Source organism: Janthinobacterium sp. PSPC1-1 (assembly GCF_049897625.1).
Classification (GTDB): Bacteria; Pseudomonadota; Gammaproteobacteria; order Burkholderiales; family Burkholderiaceae_D; genus Janthinobacterium; species Janthinobacterium tructae.
Map to the genome: position 1 here is coordinate 281,193 of NZ_JAFCWP010000006.1, position 22,384 is coordinate 303,576.

Consider the following 22,384-nt stretch of genomic DNA (forward strand, 5'->3'; position numbering starts at 1 on the left):
GGCACGCGTACATGCCAGGCCGGCTGACGTGGCTTATCAAGCCTTGTCGAAAGCGTCCAGTACGTGGGTGCTGTACACCACAGCGGCGCCCGCATTGAGGTTGATCGCCACGCCGAGCGCTTCAGCAATTTCTTCCACGGTCACGCCGAGTTTCTTGGCGGCGGCAGCGTGGAAGGCGATGCAGCCATCGCAGCGCGTGGTGACGGCCACGGCCAGCGAGATCAGTTCCCGCGTCTTCGCATCGAGATGGTTCGTCTTGTCGCCGGCGCCGCCCAGTGCGGCGATGCCTTTCATGGTGTCGGGCGTCAGTGCATTGAGTTGCATCGCACGTGTGTTGATGTCTTGCCGAGCTTGTTTCCAGTCTTCCATGATTTCCTCGCTATCTATGTAAGCGCTTGCGCGCGGGTTGGGGGGCGACGATTCCCGGGAGGGGAATCAGGCCTCGATAATTTCCAGGGTGGGCAGCATACGGATGGCCTTCGAGAAATTGGCCAGGTTGACCGAGGTCTTGGTCACGGCCTGGTGCAGTGCCTCGACGCGCTCGCGCGAGGCATCCGTGCGCAGCCGCACCACGTAGCTGACTTCGTCGTAGCCGGGGTTGACGCTGTCGTCCAGGCCGAGGAAGCCGCGCAGGTCCAGCTTGCCGTCCGTCTCGATCTCCAGGCTGTGCACGGTGATGCCCATGGCTGCCGCATTGGCGGCGTAACCGACCGACAGGCAGGCGTTGAGGGCGGCCATCAGCAACTCTTGCGGATTGGGCGCCGTGTTTTGGCCAAGCAATTCATGCGGTTCGTCCGAGGCGATCTCGAAATGGCGCGCATGCATTTCACCACCGAGGACATAGTGACTGACGGTGGCCACGCTGCGCGTCTGGTGTTCCCACCGTGTCTTGACATTGAAGCGCGCCTCGCCTTTGTCGGGATGCTCTGCTACGCCTTGCGCAAATTGTTGCAGGCCTGCTACGTCAATTCCATTGAGCATGTTGGCACCGGCCGCCGCGCCATAGGCCGGATAGTCGGTATAGCCCTGGGACAGGGGACCGCTGGCGCCGTAGTAGGTCGAGCGGTCGCTGTCGGCCAGCGGCCAGTTGTTTTGCATGCGCTGCACCAGATCCGGGTTGGAGATGAACGGCATGCCGAAGGCGATCAGATCGAGGTCGCCCTTTTCCAGCTCGCTGTGCGCCAGTTCCTGCGTGAAGCCGCCCGCGCCGATCAGGGTGCCACGGTAGTCCTGGCGGAACTGCGCGCCAAAGCCGGGCGGCACTTGCGCCGCCGTGATGGTCGGCTGGTAGTTCAGGTGCACATAGGCCAGTTTCCGGGTATTGAGCGCCTGGGCCACGCTGCTCCACACCTGCGCTTCATCGGCATAGGCGCGCATGTCGTACAGGCGGCCGAACGGCGAAATGCGCACGCCGACTTTGCCGCTGCCGATGGCGGCCGACAAGGCGTCTATGGTATCGAGCAAAAAGCGCTGGCGGTTGGCGATGCTGCCGCCGTACTGGTCGGTGCGCGTATTGACGGCGCTGCTGAGGAACTGGTCGAACAGGAAGCCGTTGGCCGCCATGACCTCGATCCCGTCAAAGCCGGCTTCGATAGCCACTTTTGCCGCATGCACGAAGTCGGCGGTCACGCGCGCGATTTCATCGACGGTCAGCGCGCGCGGCACGCTGGGCAGCACAGGTCCGGCCTTGCCCGGTTCGATCCAGGCGTAGACGGTGGTGTTTTCCGCCGCCACGGTGCTGGGGCCGACGGGCGCCACGTTGCCCGGCTGGATAGACACATGCGACATGCGGCCCACGTGCCACAGCTGGGCAAAGATCTTGCCGCCCTTGGCATGCACGGCATCGGTGACCTGGCGCCAGCCCTGGCCCTGGGTGGTGCTGTAGATGCCTGGCGTGTACAGATAGCCACGGCCTTCATCGGAGACGGGCAAGCCCTCGGTGACGATCAGGCCGGCCGAGGCGCGTTGGGCGTAATACAGTGCGGTGAGCACATCGGGATTGTTTTCGAGGGTGCGCGTGCGCGTCATCGGCGCCATGACGACGCGGTTGGCCAGGGAAGTGCCCGACAGGTCATAGGGGGTGAACAGTTGATGCATGTGATGCCTCGCAAAGGGACGAATGCGCCGTGGCGCGGAAGGATTGCCGGGTGAAATGCCGGGCTCGAAATAAGTCTACCATCTAGTAGGTAGGCATGTCAATCGATCGTAGCGCCAACAAAATCGCTATGATGCGGCTTTGCACGGGATGATACGGATGATGGCAATGAAGAAGCGCCTGATGGCGGGCCTGGGCGCGCATGCGCTGGGCTGCCTGCTGTTTATTGTGTTGAGCTGGCTGGGTTTTTTCCTGTACACGCAGCTGTTCGGCAGCCTCGGCTCGCGCGGCGTGGCCGGTGGCCTGGCCCTGCTGCTGGTGTTTTACGTGTATGCGGGCACGAATCTGCTGCTGGCGCTGCTGCCGCCCGGCAGGGTGAAACCGCTGCTGTGCGGCTTGCTGGGCGCGGCGGTGCTTGCGTATCTGCTGCCCCAGCATCCGCTGCGGGCCATTTACTTCAGCGTGCTGTCGGGCGGTTTGAGCTGGCTGGCCGTGCTGGCCAGCGCGCGCTTAATCCAATTCCTGCGCGGCTGACAGGCCCGTGAGAAAGGCGGCGACCGCATGGGCGGCCGCTGCCGGCGCCGCCTGCAGCAGCATGTGCGGCGCGTCGATATCGACCAGCTGCGTGCCCGCTGCCTGCCGCAGTATCTGCTGGGCGTTTGCCGGCGGCACCAGGCGGTCGTGGCGGGCGCGCAGATACAGCACGGGCAGGCTGCCGCGCGCGAAGCTGCGCGAGGCGTCTTTTTTCGGTATCTCCAGCACGGCGCGCAGGCGCTGGCGCAGCACGCTGGGCGGCACTTGCGCCAGCGCTGCTGCCAGTTCCGCCTGCAGTGGCGGCGTGGCGTAGGGCGTCAGCAGCGCCTGGCGCAGGGCGAAGCCGGGCAGGGTGCCAAAGGGGATCAAGTCCAGCAGGTGGCGCAGCGGTGTCAGCAGCGGGCGCGGATTGCGCACGAATGAACAGCACAGGATCAGCGCGCGCATGCCCGGCGGCGGATCGGCGCGCAGGGCGGCCCCCAGCGGCCCCGAAAACGATTCGGCCAGCAGCACGAAAGGGCGGTCGCGCGGCAGGCGCTCGCGCACGAACGCTTCCAGTGCCGCATAGTCGAGTGGTGCGGCCGGATAGGCGATGGTCTGGGTCTCGATGGCGGTCTGCGCGCGCAAGGCGGCGTCAAAACGCTGGAATAGCCGGGCCGTGCCATCCATGCCGGGCAGGAGGACAAGCAGGGTCGGGGCGTGGGTTGGTGTCGTCATTGCGGCCATCATAACAGCGGCCTCGGCGCACATGCCGTCCGCCAGCCGCAGGGCATGGGGGCTGGCGCCATGCTAGAATCGCCGGCGCGCCATGCGTGGCCGTAATCGCGGTCAAATCCCCGACAGACAGAATCATGCATATCATTTTTTCGAATTACCGCACCCTGGGCGGCGCCTTGCTGGTAGCTGCCTGCGTCCTTTCCCAGCCCGCCCGCGCCACGGCGGCACCCTCGGCGCCGGCCGGGAAAAGCCTGTCCTCCCTGCTGGCCGGCGGCCCTTTGCCGCGCCTGAGCGAAGACCCGCAAGTGCGCGCCGCGCTGTTCGATTTCTTCGGTTACGCGCGCGGCAGCTACACGGAAGACGATGAACTGCTGCTGGCGCAGGCGCTCGAAGCGATCAGCGAAAAGCGCGACGCCACGCGCACCGCGCTGGCCGATGGCCGCCAGTTGCTGGCGTCGATGAATGACCGCAAGCAGGGCCGTGAACGGGGCGCCATGCTGCTCGACAAGCGCGGCGCCATCCTCGCCTTTGGCCTGGTCAACGGACATTGCCACCTGGAGGGCCAGCCGCTGGCGAAAGTCTGCAATCCCGATCCGAATGCGGTGCTGACGGTGTTCCACCGCAAGGGCATGCTGGTTGGCGACGCGGCGCCCCTGTTGGCCTGGGCCAGGCAATTGCCGCCCATGCTGGCGCTGATCGCGGGCGACAAGGAAGCGGGCGCCGATGGGCAGAAGATCGCCAGCGTCGAATATGTGCTGGCGCAGCCGGCCCTGCCGGGCTGGAACCGCGCCCAGCTGCCGCCCGCCTATCCGCCGGCGCTCTTGCCGCTGCTGCTCGATAAATCCACGGTGCTGACGTCGGCCGGCGCCGGCGTGTTTGCCTATCCGCTCACGCTGAAGGGCAAGAAACAGAACAATGTGCTGGACCATGCCGAAGGCCGCCCGCCGCGCGACCTGGAAGTGGCATTGCGCAGCTATGCCAGCTTCGATGCGGTGGTCGAGCGCTACCGCCAGCTGGCCAAGGGCGCCAGGCTGCAGCGCAATGAGCGCACGGCCTACCTCGATGGCGACATGGGGCAGGGCAGCTACCGCGTCTACATCCGCAACACGGGCGTCGATGGCGTGATGATCGACGTGGCGCTATGGCAGCGCAAGCTGGCGGCCGGCCGCTGATTTTAGCCTGGGCGCGCCTCTTCGTAGCCCAGTTGCACCAGCTGCGCGGCGATGGCGTCGTCGCGTGATTTCCTGCCGGTGCGCAGACGCGCATGTGTCAGGGACGCGGGCAAGCCGTGTGCCAGCAAGGCGTCGATGTCGAGCATAGTCTCGGATACCGACAGCTGGCGCAGGGCGGGCAAGGCGGCGAGGCCGGGCAGGCTGTCGAGCGTCTTGCAGGTGTGCAGGTTCAGGCGTTCGAGCACGGGATTGGGACCCAGCGCGATGTGCCGCAGCTTGATCTGGTCTTCCACCCATAGTGCCTGCAGCAGGGGGAAGCGGCCGATATCGCCCAGCGTTTCCAGGCCGCGCACGCGTATCACTTCCAGTTTCTTCAACAGCGGCGCGTCGATGTGCGCGATCGATTCGCGGCCACCCAGCTGCAACAGCAGCCTGTCCAGGCCGGCCATCTCCGAGATAAAATCCAGCGCTACCTTGTTCTTGATGCGGTACAGCGACAGCTCATGCAGAGCCGGCAGGCTGGCCAGGGTGTCGATATGCTGGCTGTGGCCCTCGATGGCCAGGCTGGCCAGGTGCGCGTAGTGGCGCAGGGGCGCCAGATCGATATTGTTCCTGGCCGATTCGCCCAGGTTCAGGTATTCGAGGGCGCGCAAATTGTCCAGCTGCAGGATGTCGGCTTGCGCCAGCTCGTACACGCCCAGGCTCAGGCGCTTCAGGTGGCGCAGCTCGCCCAACGTTTCCAGATGGATGGCTTGCCGGTGGCAGTCGATGGACAGGCTGGCCACATGCGGCAGCGCGCGCAGGATGCGGGCATCGAACACCCTCGGATCGTAACCGTAGATGCGGATGGTCAGCGCCGTGCCGCAGCTGGCGGCCAGGGCGTCGAGGTCGGCCAGCAGCGGCCCCGGCTCGCCCAGGGTATTGAACTGCACCAGCACCTGCTGGCCGCTGGCGATGGCGGCGCGGATCGCCCCGGCGTCGATGCGCTCGGGGTTCTGGATGCACTGCGGCTGCCTTGTTTGCGTCATGGTCACAGTCCTATCGGATAGTCGACTTTCCTGGGGGGCGGGCAGCCTTCCGGTCCCGGGAACGTCTGCTTGCCCGTGTCGTCGTAGCGCTTGCCGCAATCGACGAGCACGCGCTTGCGGAAGGTGAAAATGCTGGCCACCTTGCCGTTCGGGTGGTAGCAGATATTGTCGCCATCGCGGTCGGCCGAGGCGTAACTGATCATCGACTCGCCATTCACCGTGCGCGTGCTGTGGCCGCTGCGCGGCTCCGTGCATTTGAGCTGGCCGCTTTCGTAATATGCGTTGACGATGGAAGTGTCGGCCGCGCGGTCGACCAGCAGTTCGTCCTTGCGTTTGCCGTTCGGGTAGTTCGAATAGCCTTCCTGGCGCTGGCCGTACTGGAAGGCGTAGTAATACTGCGGCTTGCCGTCCGGGTAGTACATGTGGTGGTACTCGCACACGTCGTCGCGTGTGCTGCCGTACTCCTTGAAGGTACAGCGGTGGATGTCGTTGAGCAGCTGGCCGTCTTCATAGTATTCGCGCAGGTGCGTGAGCAGGCGGCCCTGGTCGATGACGGCCAGGCGTTCCGGCTTGCCGTTCGGGTAGTAGCGCGCATCGAGGCCCTGCTTCTTGCCCTTGTCCCACAGCGTATCGAGGCGCAGGACTTTGCCGCTGTCGTCGAACGCCTGTTCGCGGCCATCGAGCTGGCCATTGCGGTAAGTGGCCGTGTAGACCACGTATTCCTTGCCGGCCGGGCCCAGATGGCGCGTGCGGCTGCCATCGAGCACGCCCGCCTGGTAATGGTCACGTACGCGCAGCGCGCCTTGCGCATCCTTGTCGAGGGCCTCGCCCTGTTTTTTGCCTTTCACGAAAGTGACGCTTTGCGTGACTTTGTCCTTGAGCTTGAGCTTCCACGGCCCGTCGCGCAAGCCGTCGACAAAGCTGCCGTCGCCGTCTTCCGTGATCCATGCGCCATGGCGCGTGCCGTTGACGTAGTTGCCGCGCGTTTGCAACTTGCCGCCCATGCTGCGCTCGTGCGGGCCGTTCAGCTGGCCGCCCGCGTAGGTGTCGAAACCCGTCACTTCCTCTTCATCGGCATAGTTGACGACCGTCCAGCGGCCTTCGCGCTTGCCGGCCCGGTACATGCCACTCTCGCTCTGCTTGGGATAGTTGAAGGACCACAGGCCTTCCTGCAGGCCGTTGACGAAATGGCCTTTTTCGCTGCCTTCATGCATGCCTTCGCGCACCCACAGTCCCTGGCGCTTGCCTTTCACGTACTCGCCCCGCTCGACCACCGAGCCGTCGTCCCAGGCCAGGCTGTAGATGACGGACGGGCCGTCCTGGCTGCCCGTGAATTGCTGCGGCGCCGTTTCCCACGCCACTTGCCACAGGCGGTAATTGGGCAGGATGCCGGCGCCCGCATCGCTGTACAGGGTGTAGCTGGCGGTGAGAAAACGCTCGCCTTTTTTCTGGAAGGTTTTCTTGTAGGTGATGGCGTCCTTGCCGCCTGCTGCCACGGGTTTGCCGTCATCGCTGTAGTAGCCGACGATGGTGCCTTGCGTATGGTCGATGGCGTCGAAGTCCGCATTGCCGCTCTTGCCGCGCGCGACGCTGTAGTCCATCGGCGCCAGTTTCGCCAGCGCCGCCTTGACCTGGCCCGCATTGGGAGCGGCGCCTTGCGCCACGATGCGGTTCAGGGCCGGCTGGAGGCCGTCCAGGCGCCGGTATTTGCCGGAGCTGCGGTGGTAGCGGTAGGCGCGCAAGCCATTTTTGTCTCCCTGGCGGAACAGCACCAGCATGCTTTGCACGCTGTCGTCTGTTTCCTTGTCCAGCGAGGCGTAGAAGACGGAGCGGATGACGGCGTTGCCGAACTGGTCGAGCAAAATGGGTTTCGAGCTGCTGCTTTTGCACTCGCAGTAATAGCCGTTGACGCCCTCTTTTTCCTTGAGAAAGGCGACGTCAGCCCCGCTGTCCTGCGAGGCGCTGATGGCGGGATGGGCGAGGCTCTTGCCTTCGTAGAAGGGCGCGCCGTGGGCCAGCGCGGAGCAGAGAAGCAGGGGCAAAAGCAGACGTTTCATCGTAGGGCTGGCGCCAGGGCGCCGCTATGGAAAGGCCACGATTCTGCCTGTGTTCCCTGATGCGGGCAAATGCGCGCGCTTCTATCGTGTGCGGTGCGCGCCCCCGTTCAGGCCTGGTGCGCGGCGCAAAAATCGAGCAGCAGCTGTTCGCCGTCCGGCCAGGGGCCGTAGCCGGCGTCGCCATTGATATGGCCGGCGTCGCCGATCATGGTGAATTCGCTGCCCCAGGCGCTGGCAAACGCGCGTGCCCGCGCGAAGCTGACGTAGGGATCATCGCCGCTGGCCACCACCAGGCTGGGAAACGGCAAGGCTTGCAGCGGCATGGGAGAGAAACCCGTGGTGCCGGCGGGGTAGGAGGGCGCTTCCACATCGCTGGGGGCGACCAGGAAGGCGCCGGCGATCTTGTGCGGCGAGCCGCTGGCCGCCCAGTGGGCCACCAGCGTGCAGGCCAGGCTGTGCGCCGCCAGCACGGGCGGGCGCTCGCAGGCGGCGATGGCGCGGTCGAGCTCCGCCACCCATTCATCCTTGTCCGGCGTCTGCCATTGCCGGTGCGGCACGCGCGACCATTGCGGGTGGCGCGCTTCCCAATGGGTTTGCCAGTGCTGCGGCCCGGAATTCCACAGGCCGGCCAGGGTCAGGACCAGAGGCGACATCAAATCTCCTTGTAAAATCAAAGCTCCGTGCGCAGGGCGAACAGCTCCGGAAACAATACCACGTCGAGCATCTTGCGCAAATAGCTGACGCCCGCCGTGCCGCCCGTGCCCGTCTTGAAGCCGATGATGCGCTCGACCGTCGTCACGTGGCGGAAGCGCCAGAAGCGGAAGGCCGTCTCCAGGTCCACCAGCTTTTCGGCCAGCTCGTACAGGGCCCAGTGTTTCGACGGGTCGCGGTAGACTTCCAGCCACGCCGCTTTTACCGAGGCGTCGGCGGCGGTCGGCAGGGTCCAGTCGGCGTCCAGGCGCTCGGGCGCGATGGGCAAGCCGCTGCGCGCCAGCAGCTTGACGGCTTCATCGTAGACGGACGGCGTGCGCAGGGCGGCATCCAGCACCGCATAGGTTTCCGGTGCCGTCGTGTGCACGTTGAGCAGGGCGGCGTTCTTGTTCCCCAGGATGAATTCGATCTCGCGGTACTGGAAGGACTGGAAGCCGGAGGAGGCGCCCAGGTAGGGCCGGATGGCCGTGTATTCGGGCGGCGTCATGGTGGCCAGCACGTCCCAGGCATGCACCAGCTGGTCCATGATGCGCGCCACGCGGGCCAGCATTTTAAAGGCGGGCGCCAGGTCGCCGCTTTGCAGGTTGGCGCGCACGGCGTGCATTTCGTGCAGCATCAGCTTCATCCACAATTCGCTGGTCTGGTGCTGCACGATGAACAGCATTTCGTTGTGGTTCGGCGACAGCGGATGCTGGGCCGTCAGGATGCGGTCCAGCGCCAGGTAGTTACCGTAGCTCATCGATTCGCTGAAATCCATCTGCGCGCCATGCCATTCGGCACCTTGCTGGGCGCCCGCATGCATGGGGCAGCCGCTGGTGTTTTTCTCGTTCATAGTCTTGTCGTCGCTCATGGGAAGGCTCAGGTGACGGCATCGCGCTTGGCGGCGATGTCGTAGGCTAGTGTGTCGAGGATGTCGCGCAAGATTTCCACGGCATCCCACACGTCGGCAAAGCTCGTGTACAGGGGCGTGAAGCCGAAGCGCATGATGGCCGGCTCGCGGTAGTCGCCGATCACGCCGCGCGCGATCAGCGCCTGCATCACGGCATAGCCGTGCGGGTGCGTGAAGCTGACCTGGCTGCCGCGCCGCGCATGCTCGCGCGGCGTGACGAGCCCCAGCGGATGGCTGGCGCAGCGCTGTTCCACCAGCGCGATGAACAAATCCGTCAGGGCCAGCGACTTGCGGCGGATCGCTTCCATGCTCGTTTGCGCGAAGATCTCCAGGCCGCATTCGACCAGGGCCAGCGAGACAATCGGCTGCGTACCGCACAGGGCGCGCGCGATGCCGTCGGCGGGCGTGAAGCCCGGGTCCATGGCGAACGGCGTGGCGTGGCCCCACCAGCCCGATAGCGGCTGGCGGAAGCGCGCCTGGTGTTTTTCCGGCACCCAGATGAAGGCGGGCGAGCCGGGGCCACCGTTCAGATATTTATAGGTGCAGCCGACAGCCAGGTCGGCGCCGGCGCCGTTCAGGTCCAGCGGCACGGCGCCGGCCGAATGGGCCAGGTCCCACAGTGCCAGCGCGCCTTGCGCGTGGCAATGGCTGCTGATGGCGGCCATGTCGTGCTGGTAGCCGGTGCGGTAGTTGACGTGCGTGAGCATGGCGACGGCGCAATCGGTATCGATGGCTTGCGCCAGTTCCTCGGGGCTGTCGACCAGGCGCAGCTGGTAGCCGCGGTCGAGCCAGGCAGCCAGGCCTTGCGCCATGTACAGGTCGGTGGGGAAGTTGCTGCGTTCGCTGACGATGACCCTGCGCGCGGCCTGCGCGGGATCGCTGGCCTGCATCTGCAGGGCGGCGGCCAGTGCCTTGAACAGGTTGACGGAAGTCGTGTCGGTGATCACCACTTCGCCAGTCTGCGCGCCGAGCAGCGGCGCCAGGCGGTCGCCCAGGCGCTTGGGCAGGTCGAACCAGCCGGCCGTATTCCAGCTGCGGATCAGGTCCGTGCCCCATTCGGCCGTGATGACGTGCTGGGCCCGGGCCAGGGCCGCTTTCGGCCGGGCGCCCAGGGAATTGCCGTCGAGGTAAATCACGTCTTGCGGCAAGTCGAATTGCTGGCGCAGGGGCGCCAGGGGGTCGTCGAGATCGCGCGCGCCGCAGTCATGTCGAGAAATCATGGTGGCTTTCATGTCGGGACTTGCATTAATGGCACGATATTGATTGAGACCTAAAGTATCGTGCGGAAGCAGGCAGTGTAGCAAATCCCCGCCAAAAAGCGGTATTTCCGCCTGGGATGAGGGGCGGAAAGTGCCGCCTTGTGGGGCGTCAACGAAAAAAATCACGATTTTTTAAAAATATTTTCAAATCACCCTAAAGTTCTGCAATTCGCCGCCGTCAACGATTACATGAACGGTGTCAAGCCGCCAAAAAGAATGCGGGTTTTTAAATATTTTTCGAAAAAACCCTAAAGTTACTGTCAAGGCAGCCGTTATCTAGGTAAGCAGACTTGATTTTGATCAAGTTGTTGTAAAAAAGTGATATTTTTTACAGGCCTGAAGCCGGGTAAATCCCCTTCAACGCCCACCTCCAACATCCGCGCCCTTACTGGCGTGCGACCATGATCGAGTAGTGTTTGTCAGACAAACACCTACGGTCCTGCCCGCCATTTCCCGACCTAAAATACAGTCCTTCGCCTCTGTTGCGTTTGATGTTGCTCCTGCAGAATGTATCTCACTGGCAACAGACAACGCCAGCTGAATTCAACGGATTGAGGAGATGGAAATGACTGCTAACGATATGATGGCTGAGATTCGCGACGCTAACCTGAGCTACCTGATGCTGGCCCAGCAAATGATTCGTGCGGACAAGGTAACGGCCATCTTCCGTTTGGGCATAGCCGCCGACATCGCCGAATTGATCGAAGGCATGAGCAATGCGCAGATCCTGAAGCTCGCTGGCGGCAACATGATGCTGGCCCGCTTCCGCTTCGACGACAGCGCCATCCTGGGCATGTTGACGAACTACAATAAAGACCGCTCGCTGGCCCAGTCGCATGCCGCCATTTTAATGGCCGGCCAAGGCGTCGAAGAAATCGCTTAAGGTCAACCTTATTAGTCAGTATCAGTAGTCGGTATCAGTCAGTCGCGGAGTACACAGCATGGCCAAGAAAAGTGTCGTATCGGAAGCGCAAGAAATCCAGCTGGCCATCGAGTTGATACAGCTGGGCGCGCGCCTGCAACTGCTGGAGACGGAAGTCTCGCTGTCGCGCGAACGCCTGCTGAATCTGTACAAGGAATTGAAGGGCGTCTCGCCGCCCAAGGGCATGCTGCCCTTTTCCACCGACTGGTTCCTAACCTGGCAGCCGAATATCCATTCCTCGCTATTCATCAATATCCACAAATTCCTCGTCGACCACGCTGGCGCCACCGGCATCGAAGCCGTGATGAAGGCGTATAAACTGTATCTGGAGCAGATGCCGCCCGAAGCGGGTGAAGAGCCGCTGCTGTCGCTGACGCGGGCCTGGACCCTGGTGCGCTTTTTCAGCAGCAAGATGCTGAACATGGCGCCCTGCGGCAAGTGTGGCGGCAAGTTTGTCGTCAATTGCCTCGACCTGAATGCCGATTATGTCTGCGGCCTGTGCCATATGCCTTCGCGTGCCGGCAAGACCAAGAAGGCGCGCGATGAAGCGGCTGCGGTCGCGTCGCCGCGTGTGACCGCCTGATACTGCCTCTGCATCGTTCAAGCCGGAGCTGGTCGCCAGACCGGACTCCGGTTTTTTCATGGTGCTTTCGCTTACACTGGCGTTTTCCTCCTTTGACTACCCCATGCTGCAACAAATCCTGCGCGCGCCCGCGCTCAAGGCCATCCTGATCCAGGTGCTGGCCTTTCCCTTGATGTTGCTGTTGGTGTATGGCCTGGCGCGCGCAGGCGTGGCCATGTCGTTGCCGGTCGTGGCCTTGCTGCAGGGTGTGCTGGCGGCGCTCATCACCTGGCGCGCTGGTCTGGCGCGCTGGTGGTGCGCCATCGGCCTGCTGTTCGCGCCCGCGCTGCTGGCGGCCAGCCTGCTGCACTGGCCGCCGGTCGTGTTCCTGGCTGCCTTTGTTTTCCTGCTGAGCTTGTATTGGTCCACGTTTCGCACGCAAGTGCCGTTTTACCCGTCCGGGCCGAAGGTGTGGCGGGCGGTGGCCGAGCTGATCGCGGACCGTCCCGGCGTGCGCCTGGTCGATATCGGCAGCGGCCTGGGTGGCCTGGTGCTGGACCTGGCGCGGCGGCGTCCCGATGGGCAGTTTTCCGGCATCGAACTGGCGCCGCTGCCGTGGCTGGCAAGCCGCCTGCGCGCGCGGCTGTCGGGGAGTCGCGCGCGCTTCTTGCGCGGCGACTACGAAGCGCTCGACTTCAGCCGCTACGATGCGGTCTTTGCCTACCTGTCGCCGGCGGCGATGGCAGCCCTGTGGCGCAAGGCGGAAAAGGAAATGTTGCCCGGTAGTATGCTTCTTAGTTACGAATTCCAGATCGCGGCACGCGAACCCGATAAGACCATCGCCGCCACAGAGGGTGGCCCTTTACTTTACATATGGTGCTTTTAAGCAATTGTCTGCGTTATTTGCTTGCCCGTAGGGCGATCTCACGTTATTGTAGTTCCACACGGCATTTTATCGGATTTGCCTTGAAAAGCAGCGCATTTGAATTAACTTCCGGTTGCTTTTTTGTCGCTGTCTCTTCGTCGGCGGCGCAGCCGCCAGAAGGCAGAAACAGGTTTGAACATGCCGGGCATACAGCCCCGGCCATTATTGGGAGTCAGGGCACTTGTTAGTCATAATCGGATACATCATCGTCTGCGCCTCGGTCTTTGGCGGCTTCGCGCTGGCCGGCGGCCATCTGGCGGCGCTGTTCCAGCCGCTGGAGTTGCTGATGATCGGCGGTGCCGCCCTGGGCGCCTTCCTTGTTGGTAACAATAACAAGGCGATCAAGGCAACGATCGCCGCCTTGCCCAGCCTGTTCAAGGGTTCGCGCTATACCAAAGAGCTGTACATGGAGCTGATGTCGCTGCTGTTCGAAGTGCTTAGCAAGGTGCGCAAGGAAGGCTTGATGTCGATTGAAGGCGATATCGACAAGCCCGAAGAAAGCCCCCTGTTTTCCAAGTATCCGGCCGTGCTGGCCGACCACCACATCATCGAATTCATGACCGATTACCTGCGCCTGATGGTATCGGGCAATATGGATGCCTTCCAGATTGAAAACCTGATGGACAACGAAATCGAGACGCACCATCACGAAGGCGCCGTGCCGGCCCACGTGATTGCCAAGGTGGGCGACGGCTTGCCCGCTTTCGGTATCGTCGCCGCCGTGATGGGCGTGGTGCACACGATGGAATCGGTGGGCATCCCCCCAGCCGAGCTGGGCATGCTGATCGCGCACGCGCTGGTCGGCACCTTCCTCGGCATCTTGCTGGCGTATGGTTTCGTGGGCCCGCTGGCCAGCCTGCTGGAGCAGAAGCTGGAAGAGTCGAGCAAGATGTTTCAGTGCGTGAAAGTAACCCTGCTGGCCAGCTTGAACGGGTATGCGCCGGCGCTGGCCGTGGAGTTCGGTCGCAAGGTCCTGTTCTCGACCGAGCGCCCGACGTTCAACGAGCTGGAAGACCACATCAAGAAATCGAAAACGAAGTAAGCAGTGAACAGACGCCTGGACACCATGATTCATTTGCAGCACACGGAAGGGGGACGCCATGGCCGATGAAGGCATGCGCCCGATTATCGTCAAGCGTATCAAGAAGACGGCTGGCGGCCACCATGGCGGGGCGTGGAAAATCGCCTACGCCGACTTTGTCACGGCCATGATGGCCTTCTTCCTGCTGATGTGGCTGTTGGGTTCCACCTCGAAGGGCGACTTGAACGGCATTTCCGAATTCTTCAAGACACCGCTGAAAGTGGCGATGGCGGGCGGTTCCGGCAGCGGCGAGAGCAATTCCGTGATCCAGGGCGGCGGCCAGGACCTGTCGCGCCAGGATGGACAAGTGCGCAAGGCGCAGGAAGAGCCGCAGCGCAAGTCGTTCGACCTCAATTCCGCCAAGGCCGCGCTTGAACGCGAGGAAGGCAAGCGCCTGCAGGCGCTCAAGGCGCGCATTGAGGCAACTATCGATGCCGATCCCTTGCTGAAAAAATACAAGAACCAGTTGCTGCTCGATCTCACCAGCGAAGGCTTGCGCATCCAGATCGTCGACGAGCAGAATCGTCCGATGTTTGCGCTCGCCAATGCGAATCTGCAACCCTATACCAAGGAAATCCTGCACGCCATCGGCTTTGTGCTCAATGAAGTACCGAACCGCATCGGCCTGTCCGGGCACACGGATTCGACACCCTACATGAGCGATGCCGGCTACAGCAACTGGGAATTGTCGGCTGACCGCGCGAATGCGTCGCGGCGCGAACTGGTGATTGGCGGCATGAAGGAAGAAAAAGTATTGCGCGTGGTGGGACTGGGCTCGGCCGCCCACCTGGACAAGCTCGATCCCTTCAATCCGATCAACCGGCGCATCAGCATCATCGTCATGAACAAACGTACGGAAGAAAATGTTTTGCGCGATGGGTCGGCGATCGAGCTGCCGGTGACCGATGCCGCTTCCGCCGCTGTCGCTTCGGGGCTGGTGGCCGGTGCGCCGCCTGCGGCGGCGCCAGCTCCCGGCCCGGCAGCGGCGAAAAAATAACACGCAAGGCTGTCAACGCGTGGTGTATTGAAACAATGAGACCTTTATGACAAGAAAGAAAATACTTGGCTCGCATGTAAAACGCCTGCTGTCTGGCGTGTCGGACCATGGCCGCAAGCACTTGACGGAGGTGGAAACCGACCTGGTGCAGACCGGCATCTTGCTGGAAGAGGCGATCGAGAAGCTATCCTTCAATTTCATGGCGATACACGCAGCCGTCGCTGCGCAGCAAGATACCATCGCCCTGCTGCTCGCAGGCGGTATTCCGGCCGAGCAGCAGCGGGAAAAACTGCTGGCATTGCAGGACGAAGTGGGGGGCTACGTGAATGCCGCCATCACCAGCCTGCAGTTCCAGGACATGACCAGTCAGCTGATCGAGCGCACCCTGAAGCGCGTGACGGGCTTGCGCGAGTTCCTCGGTACTTTGGGCTCGCATGGCGCGGAGATGTTGCCGGAGAGCGACAATGAAGAAATTGTCGCCTTGCTGGGGCGGGTCAGCATGGCGCTGGCGATTCAAAGCCTGGAGTTGCGCAGCGTGCTGCGCAAGGCTGTCAGTCAACAGCATTTGGAAAGCGGCGACATCGAGCTGTTCTAGCATGTCAGTGTGGAACGCTTGCGGTTGCATGGATTGATTAATCAAATACTCGGGCAGGATGCCCGGAATAAGTGGGAGCAAAGATGGCCAAAACGATACTTGCAGTGGACGATTCCAGCTCATTGCGCCAGATGGTGGCGTTCAGCCTGAAAGCCGCCGGTTACCAGGTGGTGGAGGCCGTCGACGGCCAGGACGGACTGGAAAAAGCCAAGCTGCAAACCGTGGACCTGGTATTGACGGACCAGAACATGCCGCGCATGGATGGCCTGGAGCTGATCAAGCTGCTGCGCGAATTGCCGACCTACCAGAAGGTGCCGATTCTGATGCTGACGACGGAGTCGTCGGACGAAATGAAGTCGAAAGGACGTGCCGCCGGCGCCAATGGCTGGCTGGTCAAGCCCTTCGATCCGCAACGCCTGATTGAAGTGGTCAAGAAGGTGATTGGCTGATGCCAGCCGCGCAGTGCAACGATGCAAATGACGGAGTCACCCTATGACCATCGATATTAGCCAGTTTTTCCAGGTCTTTTTCGATGAGGCCGAAGAACTGCTGGCTGAAAAAGAACGGCTGCTGCTGGCCGTCGATATTGCGGCGCCCGACGCCGAAGACCTGAATGCCATTTTCCGCACCGCCCATTCGATCAAGGGCGGGGCATCGACGTTCGGCCTCTCCGACATGAGCGAGGTGACGCACATCCTCGAGTCGCTGCTCGACCGCATCCGCCAGGGCCAGATGGCCCTGACGGCGGAACACGTCGATGCCTTTTTGGCCGCCAAGGATATCCTCAAGATGCAGCTCGACGGTCATCGTCTGGGCAGCGCCGTCGACCAGGATGCCGTGGCCAATGTGCGCATGATGCTGCAGTCGTTCTCGCAGGACGTGCCCGTGGCTGCGCTCACGCCCGTCGCGCCAGCGTTCCATACGGCTGAAAAAGCAGCCGTCAGCCACGCCGGCGGACATCGCATCCGCCTGGAACTGCCGAAAATGGAAGAGCGCGAAGTCGAGGCGCTGGCGGCCGAACTGGGCTTGCTGGGCGATGTCGCCGTGTCCACCCTGGCCGACGCGCGCAAGGTGCTGGAAGTGACGACGCATGAAAGCCTGGACGATATCCTGGCCATCTGCTCGTTCGTGCTCAATCCCGACGACATGGTCATTACGCAGGCGCCGCCACTGGCGCCAGGCGAAGCCGAAGCGGCCCGCGCGGCGCAGGAAAAAGCCCAGGGTTATGGTTTCTTCGACCCGCTGCCAGGCGCGCCTGGCGCGGCGGATCCCGGCTATGGCTTCTTCCAGCCGATCGAAGACATCCGCGCCGCCGCTGGCGTGCAGAGCGACGCCGAACAGGGTTATGGTTTCTTCCAGCCGCTCGAGCAGATTCGCGCCGACGCGGCCAAGGCGGGCAACACCAGCGCTGCCGCCGTGCCGGCCGTGGCGAGCGCCGCGGCCGAGGTGGAGCAGGAAAAGAAACCGGCCAAAAAAGAGGGCGAGAAGGCCGGTACCGAATCGTCGTCGATCCGCGTCTCGATTGAAAAAGTCGATCAGCTGATCAACCTGGTGGGTGAGCTGGTGATCACGCAGGCGATGATCGAGCAGCGCGCCAGTGCGCTCGACCCGATGCTGCACGAGAAACTGCTCGACAGCGTCAGCCACCTGACGCGCAATACGCGCGACTTGCAGGAAGCGGTGATGTCGATCCGCATGATGCCGATGGATTTCGTCTTTTCGCGCTTCCCGCGCATGGTGCGCGACCTGGCGACCAAGTTGGGCAAGAAGGTTGACTTCATCACCAATGGCGCCGCCACGGAACTGGACAAGGGCCTCATCGAGCGCATCGTCGATCCGCTGACGCACCTGGTGCGCAACAGTATCGACCACGGCGTGGAAATGCCGGCTGCTCGCGTGGCCGCCGGCAAGACCGAGGCCGGCCGTTTGTTCCTCTCGGCCAGCCACCAGGGTGGCAACATCATCATCGAAGTGTCCGATGATGGCGCGGGACTGAACCGCGAGCGCATACTGGCCAAGGCGCAGCAGCAGGGAATGGACGTGTCCGAGACGATGAGCGACGCCGACGTGTGGCAGCTGATCTTCGCGCCCGGCTTTTCCACCGCCGAGGCGGTCACCGACGTGTCGGGCCGCGGCGTGGGCATGGATGTCGTCAAGCGCAATATCAGCGCCATGGGCGGGGTGGTCGACATCCGTTCGGCGAAGGGCTTCGGCACGACGATTTCGATCTCGCTGCCGCTGACCCTGGCCATCCTGGATGGCATGTCGATCCGCGTCGGCGACGAAGTGTATATTTTACCGCTGGGCTTTGTCATCGAATCGCTGCAGCCGGCCGTTGAGGATATCAAGGACATCAGTGGCAAGGGGCAGGTGGTGAAAGTGCGTGGAGAATACCTGCCGCTGATTCCGCTGTACCAGATGTTCGACATCACGCCGCGCTTTACCAGTCCCTCGGAAGGCATCTGCGTGATCCTCGAGACGGAAGGGCGCAAGGCGGCCCTGTTTGTCGACGACCTGGTGGGACAACAGCAGGTCGTGGTGAAAAACCTCGAATCGAATTACCGCAAGGTAGTGGGTATTTCTGGCGCCACCATCCTGGGCGATGGCGGTGTGTCGCTGATTCTCGATGTCGCCGCCCTGATCCGTTCCTCTCGCCAGCTGGCCGACGAGTCCATTTTTTCGTAATACCGATAGATAAAAGATAGGAAAACGCACCATGTCAGATACTCAACAAACATCCGGAAGCAATACGGGCGACGGCAAGGACATCGCCGGACGTGAATTCCTGGCCTTCACCCTGGGCTCCGAAGAGTACGGCATCGATATCCTGAAGGTCCAGGAAATCCGTGGTTACGAAGCGGTCACCCGCATCGCCAACGCGCCTGAATTCATCAAGGGCGTGATCAACCTGCGTGGCATCATCATTCCCGTGGTCGACATGCGCATCAAGTTCAACCTGGGCACGCCCGTGTATGACCAGTTCACGGTGGTGATCATCCTGAACATCGGCGGTCGCATCGTCGGCATGGTGGTCGACAGCGTTTCCGACGTCACCACCCTGACGCCGGAACAGGTGAAACCGGCGCCGGAAATGGGCACCGCCTTCTCGACCGACTACATGATCGGCCTGGGCACCATCGACGAGCGCATGCTGATCCTGGTCGATATCGACAAGCTGATGTCGAGCAGCGAGATGGGCCTGATCGACAAGCTGGCGGCGTAAGCGGCCAGATGGCAGCATGGCGTCGCCCGGTGCGCCGCCGTGTTGCCACGCAAAGTATCACTACAGATATGCATGTACCGGCGCGAGCAGCATCTAGAGGCGCGCCGGCAGGCTGCAAGGTCCGACAGAGACCAGGCCACAACACGGCGCCGTCCGGTTGAACGGGCGCCGTTCACATAAATATTGGAGACTGTAATGAGTTTGCGCGATTTCAAGATAGGCACCCGGCTGGGGATAGGTTTCGGCAGCATCCTCGCCATCCTGGTGGTGGTGATCGTTTCGGCGAATGCACTGAATTATCGTAACAAGGCCCAGTTGCTCACGGGCCTGGCACTGGCCAGCGAAAAAAATACGCAGGCGTCGCTGATGAAAAGCGCGATGCTGGAAACCGGTATCGCCATGCGCAATATCGGCCTGCAGGGCGATGTCGGCCTGATGCAGGTGGAAGAGGGCAAGGTGCGCGAACAGCGCAAGCTGTACGACGGCGCACGCGGCAAGCTGGCCACCTTGGGCCTGTCCGATGGCGAGAAGACGCTGCTGGCCAATATCGCCAGGGTCGACGGCGAAGTCGATGCCGCCTTCAAGGAGGCGATGGGGCAGGTGCTGGCGTTTAACAGCGAGGGCGCGGCGAAGGTGATTGCCACCCGCATCGACCCCTTGAACAAGACGACCCTGGCCGATATCAACAAGCTGCTCGACTTGCAGCATGTGGCCCAGCAAAGCTTCATGGACGACTCGCTGGCGGCCGATGCGCGCCTGATGACGGTGCTGTTCATCCTGGGCGGCGCGGCGGTGGCGATCGGCGCCTGGTGCGCCATTTTCATCACGCGCTCGATCACGGTGCCGCTGTCTGGCGCACTGGCGGTGGCGCAGAAGGTGGCAGCGGGCGAGCTGACGTCGCGCGTGGTGGTCGAGGGCAAGGATGAAACGAGTGCGCTGCAGCAGGCGCTCAAGGACATGAACGAGAGCCTGGTGCAGACGGTCAGCGATGTGCGCAATGGGACGGACACCATCACCGTGGCGTCGCGCGAGATCGCCAGCGGCAATGCGGACCTGTCGGCGCGCACGGAAACGCAGGCCAGTTCGCTCGAAGAGACGGCATCGTCGATGGAAGAGCTGACGTCGACCGTGAAGCAGAACGCGGACAACGCGCGCCAGGCCAACCAGCTGGCCGTGTCGGCATCGTCGGTGGCGGAGCAGGGCGGCAAGGTGGTGGCGCAAGTGGTCGATACCATGGGTTCCATCAAGGACAGTTCGCGCAAGATCGTCGATATTATCGGCGTCATTGACGGCATCGCGTTCCAGACGAATATCCTGGCGCTGAATGCGGCCGTCGAAGCGGCGCGCGCAGGCGAACAGGGACGCGGTTTTGCGGTAGTGGCGTCGGAAGTGCGCAATCTGGCGCAACGCTCCGCTGGCGCAGCGAAAGAGATCAAGGGCCTGATCGGCGACTCGGTCGACAAGGTCGATGCGGGCAGCCGCCTGGTGGACGAGGCGGGACAGACCATGGGCCTGATCGTCACGTCGATCCGGCAGGTGGCCGACATCATGGGCGAGATCACGGCGGCAACGCAGGAACAGAGCCACGGCATCGAGGAAGTCAACCAGGCCATCGCGCAGATGGACCAGATGACGCAGCAAAATGCGGCGCTGGTCGAGGAAGCGGCGGCCGCCGCCGAAAGCATGCAGGAGCAGGCGCAGAAACTGGCCGATGCCGTCAGCATCTTCAAGCTGGACGGCGAGAGCGCGGCGCAGGCGGCCGTGCAAGCGCCCGCGCCGGTGAAAGCGCCGGCACGGCCGGCACCGAGTGTTGGGGTAACTACACGGCGGTTGGCAAAGACGGCGCAGGCCGGTACGCCACCGCCCGCGAAAAAGCTGGCGGCGGCCGGCGGCGACGATTGGGAAGAGTTCTGACGCCAACCCGGTCCCGCTAGTTATACTTGCAAAGGCATTGGTCAGAGTAGTCATAGAGAGGTAAAAACAAAATGCCGCAAACTAAAACGGATTCGGTCAAGGAATTTGATTTCACTGGCAAGGACTTCGAACGGGTCCGCGCCATGATTTACAAGCGGGCCGGCATCGCGCTGGCCGACAGCAAGCAGGAGATGGTCTACAGCCGCCTGGCCAGGCGCCTGCGCGCGACCGGCATTTCCTCGTTCGTTCGCTATCTGGACGACCTGGAAGCGGGCCGCATGGGTGACGAGTGGGAAGCGTTCACGAATGCGCTGACGACCAACCTGACGTCGTTTTTCCGCGAGGCGCATCACTTTCCGCTGCTGGCCGAGCATGTGAAAAAACTGAGCGGGCCGATCACCATCTGGTGTTCGGCCAGTTCCACCGGCGAGGAGCCGTACTCGATCGCCATGACGGTGTGCGAGGCGTTCAATACGCTCACGCCGCCCGTCACCATCATCGCCACGGATATCGACACGAATGTGCTGGCCACGGCCGCCAATGGCGTCTATAACCTGGACCGGCTCGAGAAGATGCCGGCCGACCGTGCGCGGCGCTTTTTCTTGCGCGGCAAGGGCGATCGCGAGGGGCAGGTGCGGGTACGCCCGGAACTGCGCCAGATGATCACCTTCAAGCCGCTCAACCTGCTGGCCGACAGCTGGCCCCTGACGGGACAGTTCGATGTCATCTTCTGCCGTAACGTGATGATTTATTTTGACAAGGCGACGCAGCGCAAGATCCTGTCGCGCTTTGTGCCGTTGATGAAGTCCGATGCCCTGCTGTTTGCGGGCCATTCGGAGAATTTCCTGTACGTGTCGGATTCATTGAAGCTGCGCGGTAAAACAGTCTATGAGCTCGACCAGCCTCGGGGCGCCGCGCCCAAGGCATCGTCGCACCGTACATGAGAGTGAAATATGAGCCTGGAATCCAAAGAGCAATTTGCCACTAACGTCTATTACGACAGGACGTTCAATTGTGACGCCGCCAAGATCTTGCCTGGTGAGTATTACTTTACCAACAAGGACATGCTGATCGTCACCGTGCTCGGCTCCTGCGTCTCGGCCTGCATCCGCGACCGTGTCACGGGCCTGGGCGGCATGAACCATTTCATGCTGCCCGACGGTGGCAGCGATCCGAATAGCCCGATTTCAGCGTCGATGCGCTATGGCACTTACGCCATGGAGATATTGATCAACGATCTGCTGAAGGCGGGCGCGCGGCGCGAGAACATGGAAGCGAAGGTGTTTGGCGGCGGCGCCGTGCTGCGTGGCTTCACGGCGATCAACGTCGGTGAACGCAATGCGGCCTTCGTCATCAATTACCTGAAGGCGGAGAAGATGCGCGTGGTGGCCGAGGACTTGAATGACATCCACCCGCGCAAGGTGTATTTTTTCCCCCGTAGCGGCAAGGTGCTGGTGAAAAAGCTGATGCAGACGCACAACGACACCCTGGTACGCCGCGAACTCGATTACGCAAGCCGTCTCAAGGTTGCGCCGGTGGGTGGCGAGATCGAGCTGTTCTAGTAACACCAGACCAAACCTACTGCGCGTCGTGCTTTGCGGCCTGCGATGCTCACCGTGCTTCAGCACGGTTGCGCTTCTTAGCCACAAATCACTGCCGCTCGCTACGGTTTTGTCTGGCGTTTTTACCGATTAAGAATAAGG

At 62.5% G+C, this 22,384-nt stretch carries 22 protein-coding genes and 1 pseudogene; 14 read left to right on the forward strand and 9 right to left on the reverse strand.

Features of this window, described 5'->3' with window-relative positions:
* Positions 1 to 36: 36 nt before the first annotated feature.
* The 3 genes and pseudogenes from ACP7EG_RS20075 to ACP7EG_RS20085 all read right to left on the reverse strand — a co-directional run.
* On the reverse strand, positions 37 to 369 hold the full coding sequence (locus ACP7EG_RS20075; protein ID WP_121668995.1) for a carboxymuconolactone decarboxylase family protein: 333 nt from the start codon (positions 367 to 369) through the stop codon (positions 37 to 39).
* A 66-nt stretch (positions 370 to 435) separates the two neighbouring features.
* Complete coding sequence (locus ACP7EG_RS20080; RefSeq protein WP_426089123.1) at positions 436 to 981, reverse strand: OsmC family protein; 546 nt, start codon at positions 979 to 981, stop codon at positions 436 to 438.
* Between the two features lie 21 nt (positions 982 to 1,002).
* Positions 1,003 to 2,097 (reverse strand): annotated as a pseudogene (locus ACP7EG_RS20085) (alkene reductase); the annotation flags it as partial.
* Between the two features lie 166 nt (positions 2,098 to 2,263).
* Here ACP7EG_RS20085 and ACP7EG_RS20090 point away from each other — a divergent pair.
* Positions 2,264 to 2,629 (forward strand): hypothetical protein, encoded by a 366-nt coding sequence (locus ACP7EG_RS20090; protein WP_426089025.1) that lies wholly within the window; start codon positions 2,264 to 2,266, stop codon positions 2,627 to 2,629.
* Here the strand turns inward: ACP7EG_RS20090 and ACP7EG_RS20095 are convergent.
* Entirely contained in the window at positions 2,606 to 3,346 is a 741-nt protein-coding gene (locus tag ACP7EG_RS20095; RefSeq protein ID WP_426089026.1) for an alpha/beta fold hydrolase, read from the reverse strand. The two genes, ACP7EG_RS20090 and ACP7EG_RS20095, sit on opposite strands and share 24 nt — an antisense overlap.
* A gap of 134 nt (positions 3,347 to 3,480) precedes the next feature.
* On the opposite strand from ACP7EG_RS20095, the gene ACP7EG_RS20100 reads away from it, so the two are divergent.
* Positions 3,481 to 4,518 (forward strand): hypothetical protein, encoded by a 1,038-nt coding sequence (locus tag ACP7EG_RS20100; RefSeq protein ID WP_426089027.1) that lies wholly within the window; start codon positions 3,481 to 3,483, stop codon positions 4,516 to 4,518.
* Between the two features lie 2 nt (positions 4,519 to 4,520).
* Here the strand turns inward: ACP7EG_RS20100 and ACP7EG_RS20105 are convergent, their stop codons facing one another.
* The 5 genes from ACP7EG_RS20105 to kynU all read right to left on the reverse strand — a co-directional run bounded on the left by ACP7EG_RS20105 (position 4,521) and on the right by kynU (position 10,423).
* Positions 4,521 to 5,546, reverse strand: coding sequence for a hypothetical protein (locus ACP7EG_RS20105; RefSeq protein ID WP_426089028.1), 1,026 nt, complete (start codon positions 5,544 to 5,546; stop codon positions 4,521 to 4,523).
* Positions 5,547 to 5,548: 2 nt separating this feature from the next.
* A complete protein-coding gene (locus ACP7EG_RS20110; RefSeq protein ID WP_426089029.1) occupies positions 5,549 to 7,603 on the reverse strand; it encodes a hypothetical protein in 2,055 nt (684 codons plus the stop codon).
* A gap of 107 nt (positions 7,604 to 7,710) precedes the next feature.
* Complete coding sequence (locus ACP7EG_RS20115; protein WP_426089030.1) at positions 7,711 to 8,256, reverse strand: RBBP9/YdeN family alpha/beta hydrolase; 546 nt, start codon at positions 8,254 to 8,256, stop codon at positions 7,711 to 7,713.
* A 17-nt stretch (positions 8,257 to 8,273) separates the two neighbouring features.
* The gene (kynA, locus tag ACP7EG_RS20120; protein WP_426089124.1) at positions 8,274 to 9,146 is read right to left on the reverse strand and encodes a tryptophan 2,3-dioxygenase; all 873 of its coding nucleotides are present in this window, start codon (positions 9,144 to 9,146) and stop codon (positions 8,274 to 8,276) included.
* A 26-nt stretch (positions 9,147 to 9,172) separates the two neighbouring features.
* The gene (kynU, locus tag ACP7EG_RS20125) at positions 9,173 to 10,423 is read right to left on the reverse strand and encodes a kynureninase (protein WP_426089031.1); all 1,251 of its coding nucleotides are present in this window, start codon (positions 10,421 to 10,423) and stop codon (positions 9,173 to 9,175) included.
* A gap of 604 nt (positions 10,424 to 11,027) precedes the next feature.
* Between kynU and flhD the strand changes: the two genes are divergently transcribed.
* The 12 genes from flhD (at position 11,028) to cheD (ending at position 22,243) form a co-directional block, all read left to right on the forward strand.
* Positions 11,028 to 11,345, forward strand: a complete 318-nt coding sequence (flhD, locus tag ACP7EG_RS20130) for a flagellar transcriptional regulator FlhD (RefSeq protein ID WP_010396649.1) — start codon at positions 11,028 to 11,030, stop codon at positions 11,343 to 11,345.
* A 58-nt stretch (positions 11,346 to 11,403) separates the two neighbouring features.
* Entirely contained in the window at positions 11,404 to 11,967 is a 564-nt protein-coding gene (gene flhC, locus ACP7EG_RS20135; RefSeq protein WP_071078265.1) for a flagellar transcriptional regulator FlhC, read from the forward strand.
* A gap of 103 nt (positions 11,968 to 12,070) precedes the next feature.
* Positions 12,071 to 12,832, forward strand: a complete 762-nt coding sequence (locus ACP7EG_RS20140; RefSeq protein ID WP_426089032.1) for an SAM-dependent methyltransferase — start codon at positions 12,071 to 12,073, stop codon at positions 12,830 to 12,832.
* A 220-nt stretch (positions 12,833 to 13,052) separates the two neighbouring features.
* Positions 13,053 to 13,913 (forward strand): flagellar motor stator protein MotA, encoded by an 861-nt coding sequence (gene motA, locus ACP7EG_RS20145; protein ID WP_353658010.1) that lies wholly within the window; start codon positions 13,053 to 13,055, stop codon positions 13,911 to 13,913.
* A 58-nt stretch (positions 13,914 to 13,971) separates the two neighbouring features.
* Positions 13,972 to 14,949, forward strand: coding sequence for a flagellar motor protein MotB (gene motB / locus ACP7EG_RS20150; protein WP_099759900.1), 978 nt, complete (start codon positions 13,972 to 13,974; stop codon positions 14,947 to 14,949).
* Between the two features lie 46 nt (positions 14,950 to 14,995).
* Complete coding sequence (locus ACP7EG_RS20155) at positions 14,996 to 15,544, forward strand: chemotaxis protein (RefSeq protein ID WP_099759899.1); 549 nt, start codon at positions 14,996 to 14,998, stop codon at positions 15,542 to 15,544.
* Positions 15,545 to 15,627: 83 nt separating this feature from the next.
* Positions 15,628 to 15,993 (forward strand): response regulator, encoded by a 366-nt coding sequence (locus ACP7EG_RS20160; protein WP_034758362.1) that lies wholly within the window; start codon positions 15,628 to 15,630, stop codon positions 15,991 to 15,993.
* A 43-nt stretch (positions 15,994 to 16,036) separates the two neighbouring features.
* Positions 16,037 to 18,229 (forward strand): chemotaxis protein CheA, encoded by a 2,193-nt coding sequence (gene cheA, locus ACP7EG_RS20165; RefSeq protein ID WP_426089033.1) that lies wholly within the window; start codon positions 16,037 to 16,039, stop codon positions 18,227 to 18,229.
* A 31-nt stretch (positions 18,230 to 18,260) separates the two neighbouring features.
* A complete protein-coding gene (locus ACP7EG_RS20170; RefSeq protein ID WP_071078260.1) occupies positions 18,261 to 18,767 on the forward strand; it encodes a chemotaxis protein CheW in 507 nt (168 codons plus the stop codon).
* 195 nt (positions 18,768 to 18,962) lie between these two features.
* On the forward strand, positions 18,963 to 20,681 hold the full coding sequence (locus ACP7EG_RS20175) for a methyl-accepting chemotaxis protein (RefSeq protein ID WP_426089034.1): 1,719 nt from the start codon (positions 18,963 to 18,965) through the stop codon (positions 20,679 to 20,681).
* Between the two features lie 71 nt (positions 20,682 to 20,752).
* Positions 20,753 to 21,625, forward strand: a complete 873-nt coding sequence (locus tag ACP7EG_RS20180) for a CheR family methyltransferase (RefSeq protein ID WP_152257161.1) — start codon at positions 20,753 to 20,755, stop codon at positions 21,623 to 21,625.
* Positions 21,626 to 21,634: 9 nt separating this feature from the next.
* The gene (gene cheD, locus ACP7EG_RS20185) at positions 21,635 to 22,243 is read left to right on the forward strand and encodes a chemoreceptor glutamine deamidase CheD (protein ID WP_071078257.1); all 609 of its coding nucleotides are present in this window, start codon (positions 21,635 to 21,637) and stop codon (positions 22,241 to 22,243) included.
* Positions 22,244 to 22,384 lie beyond the last annotated feature (141 nt).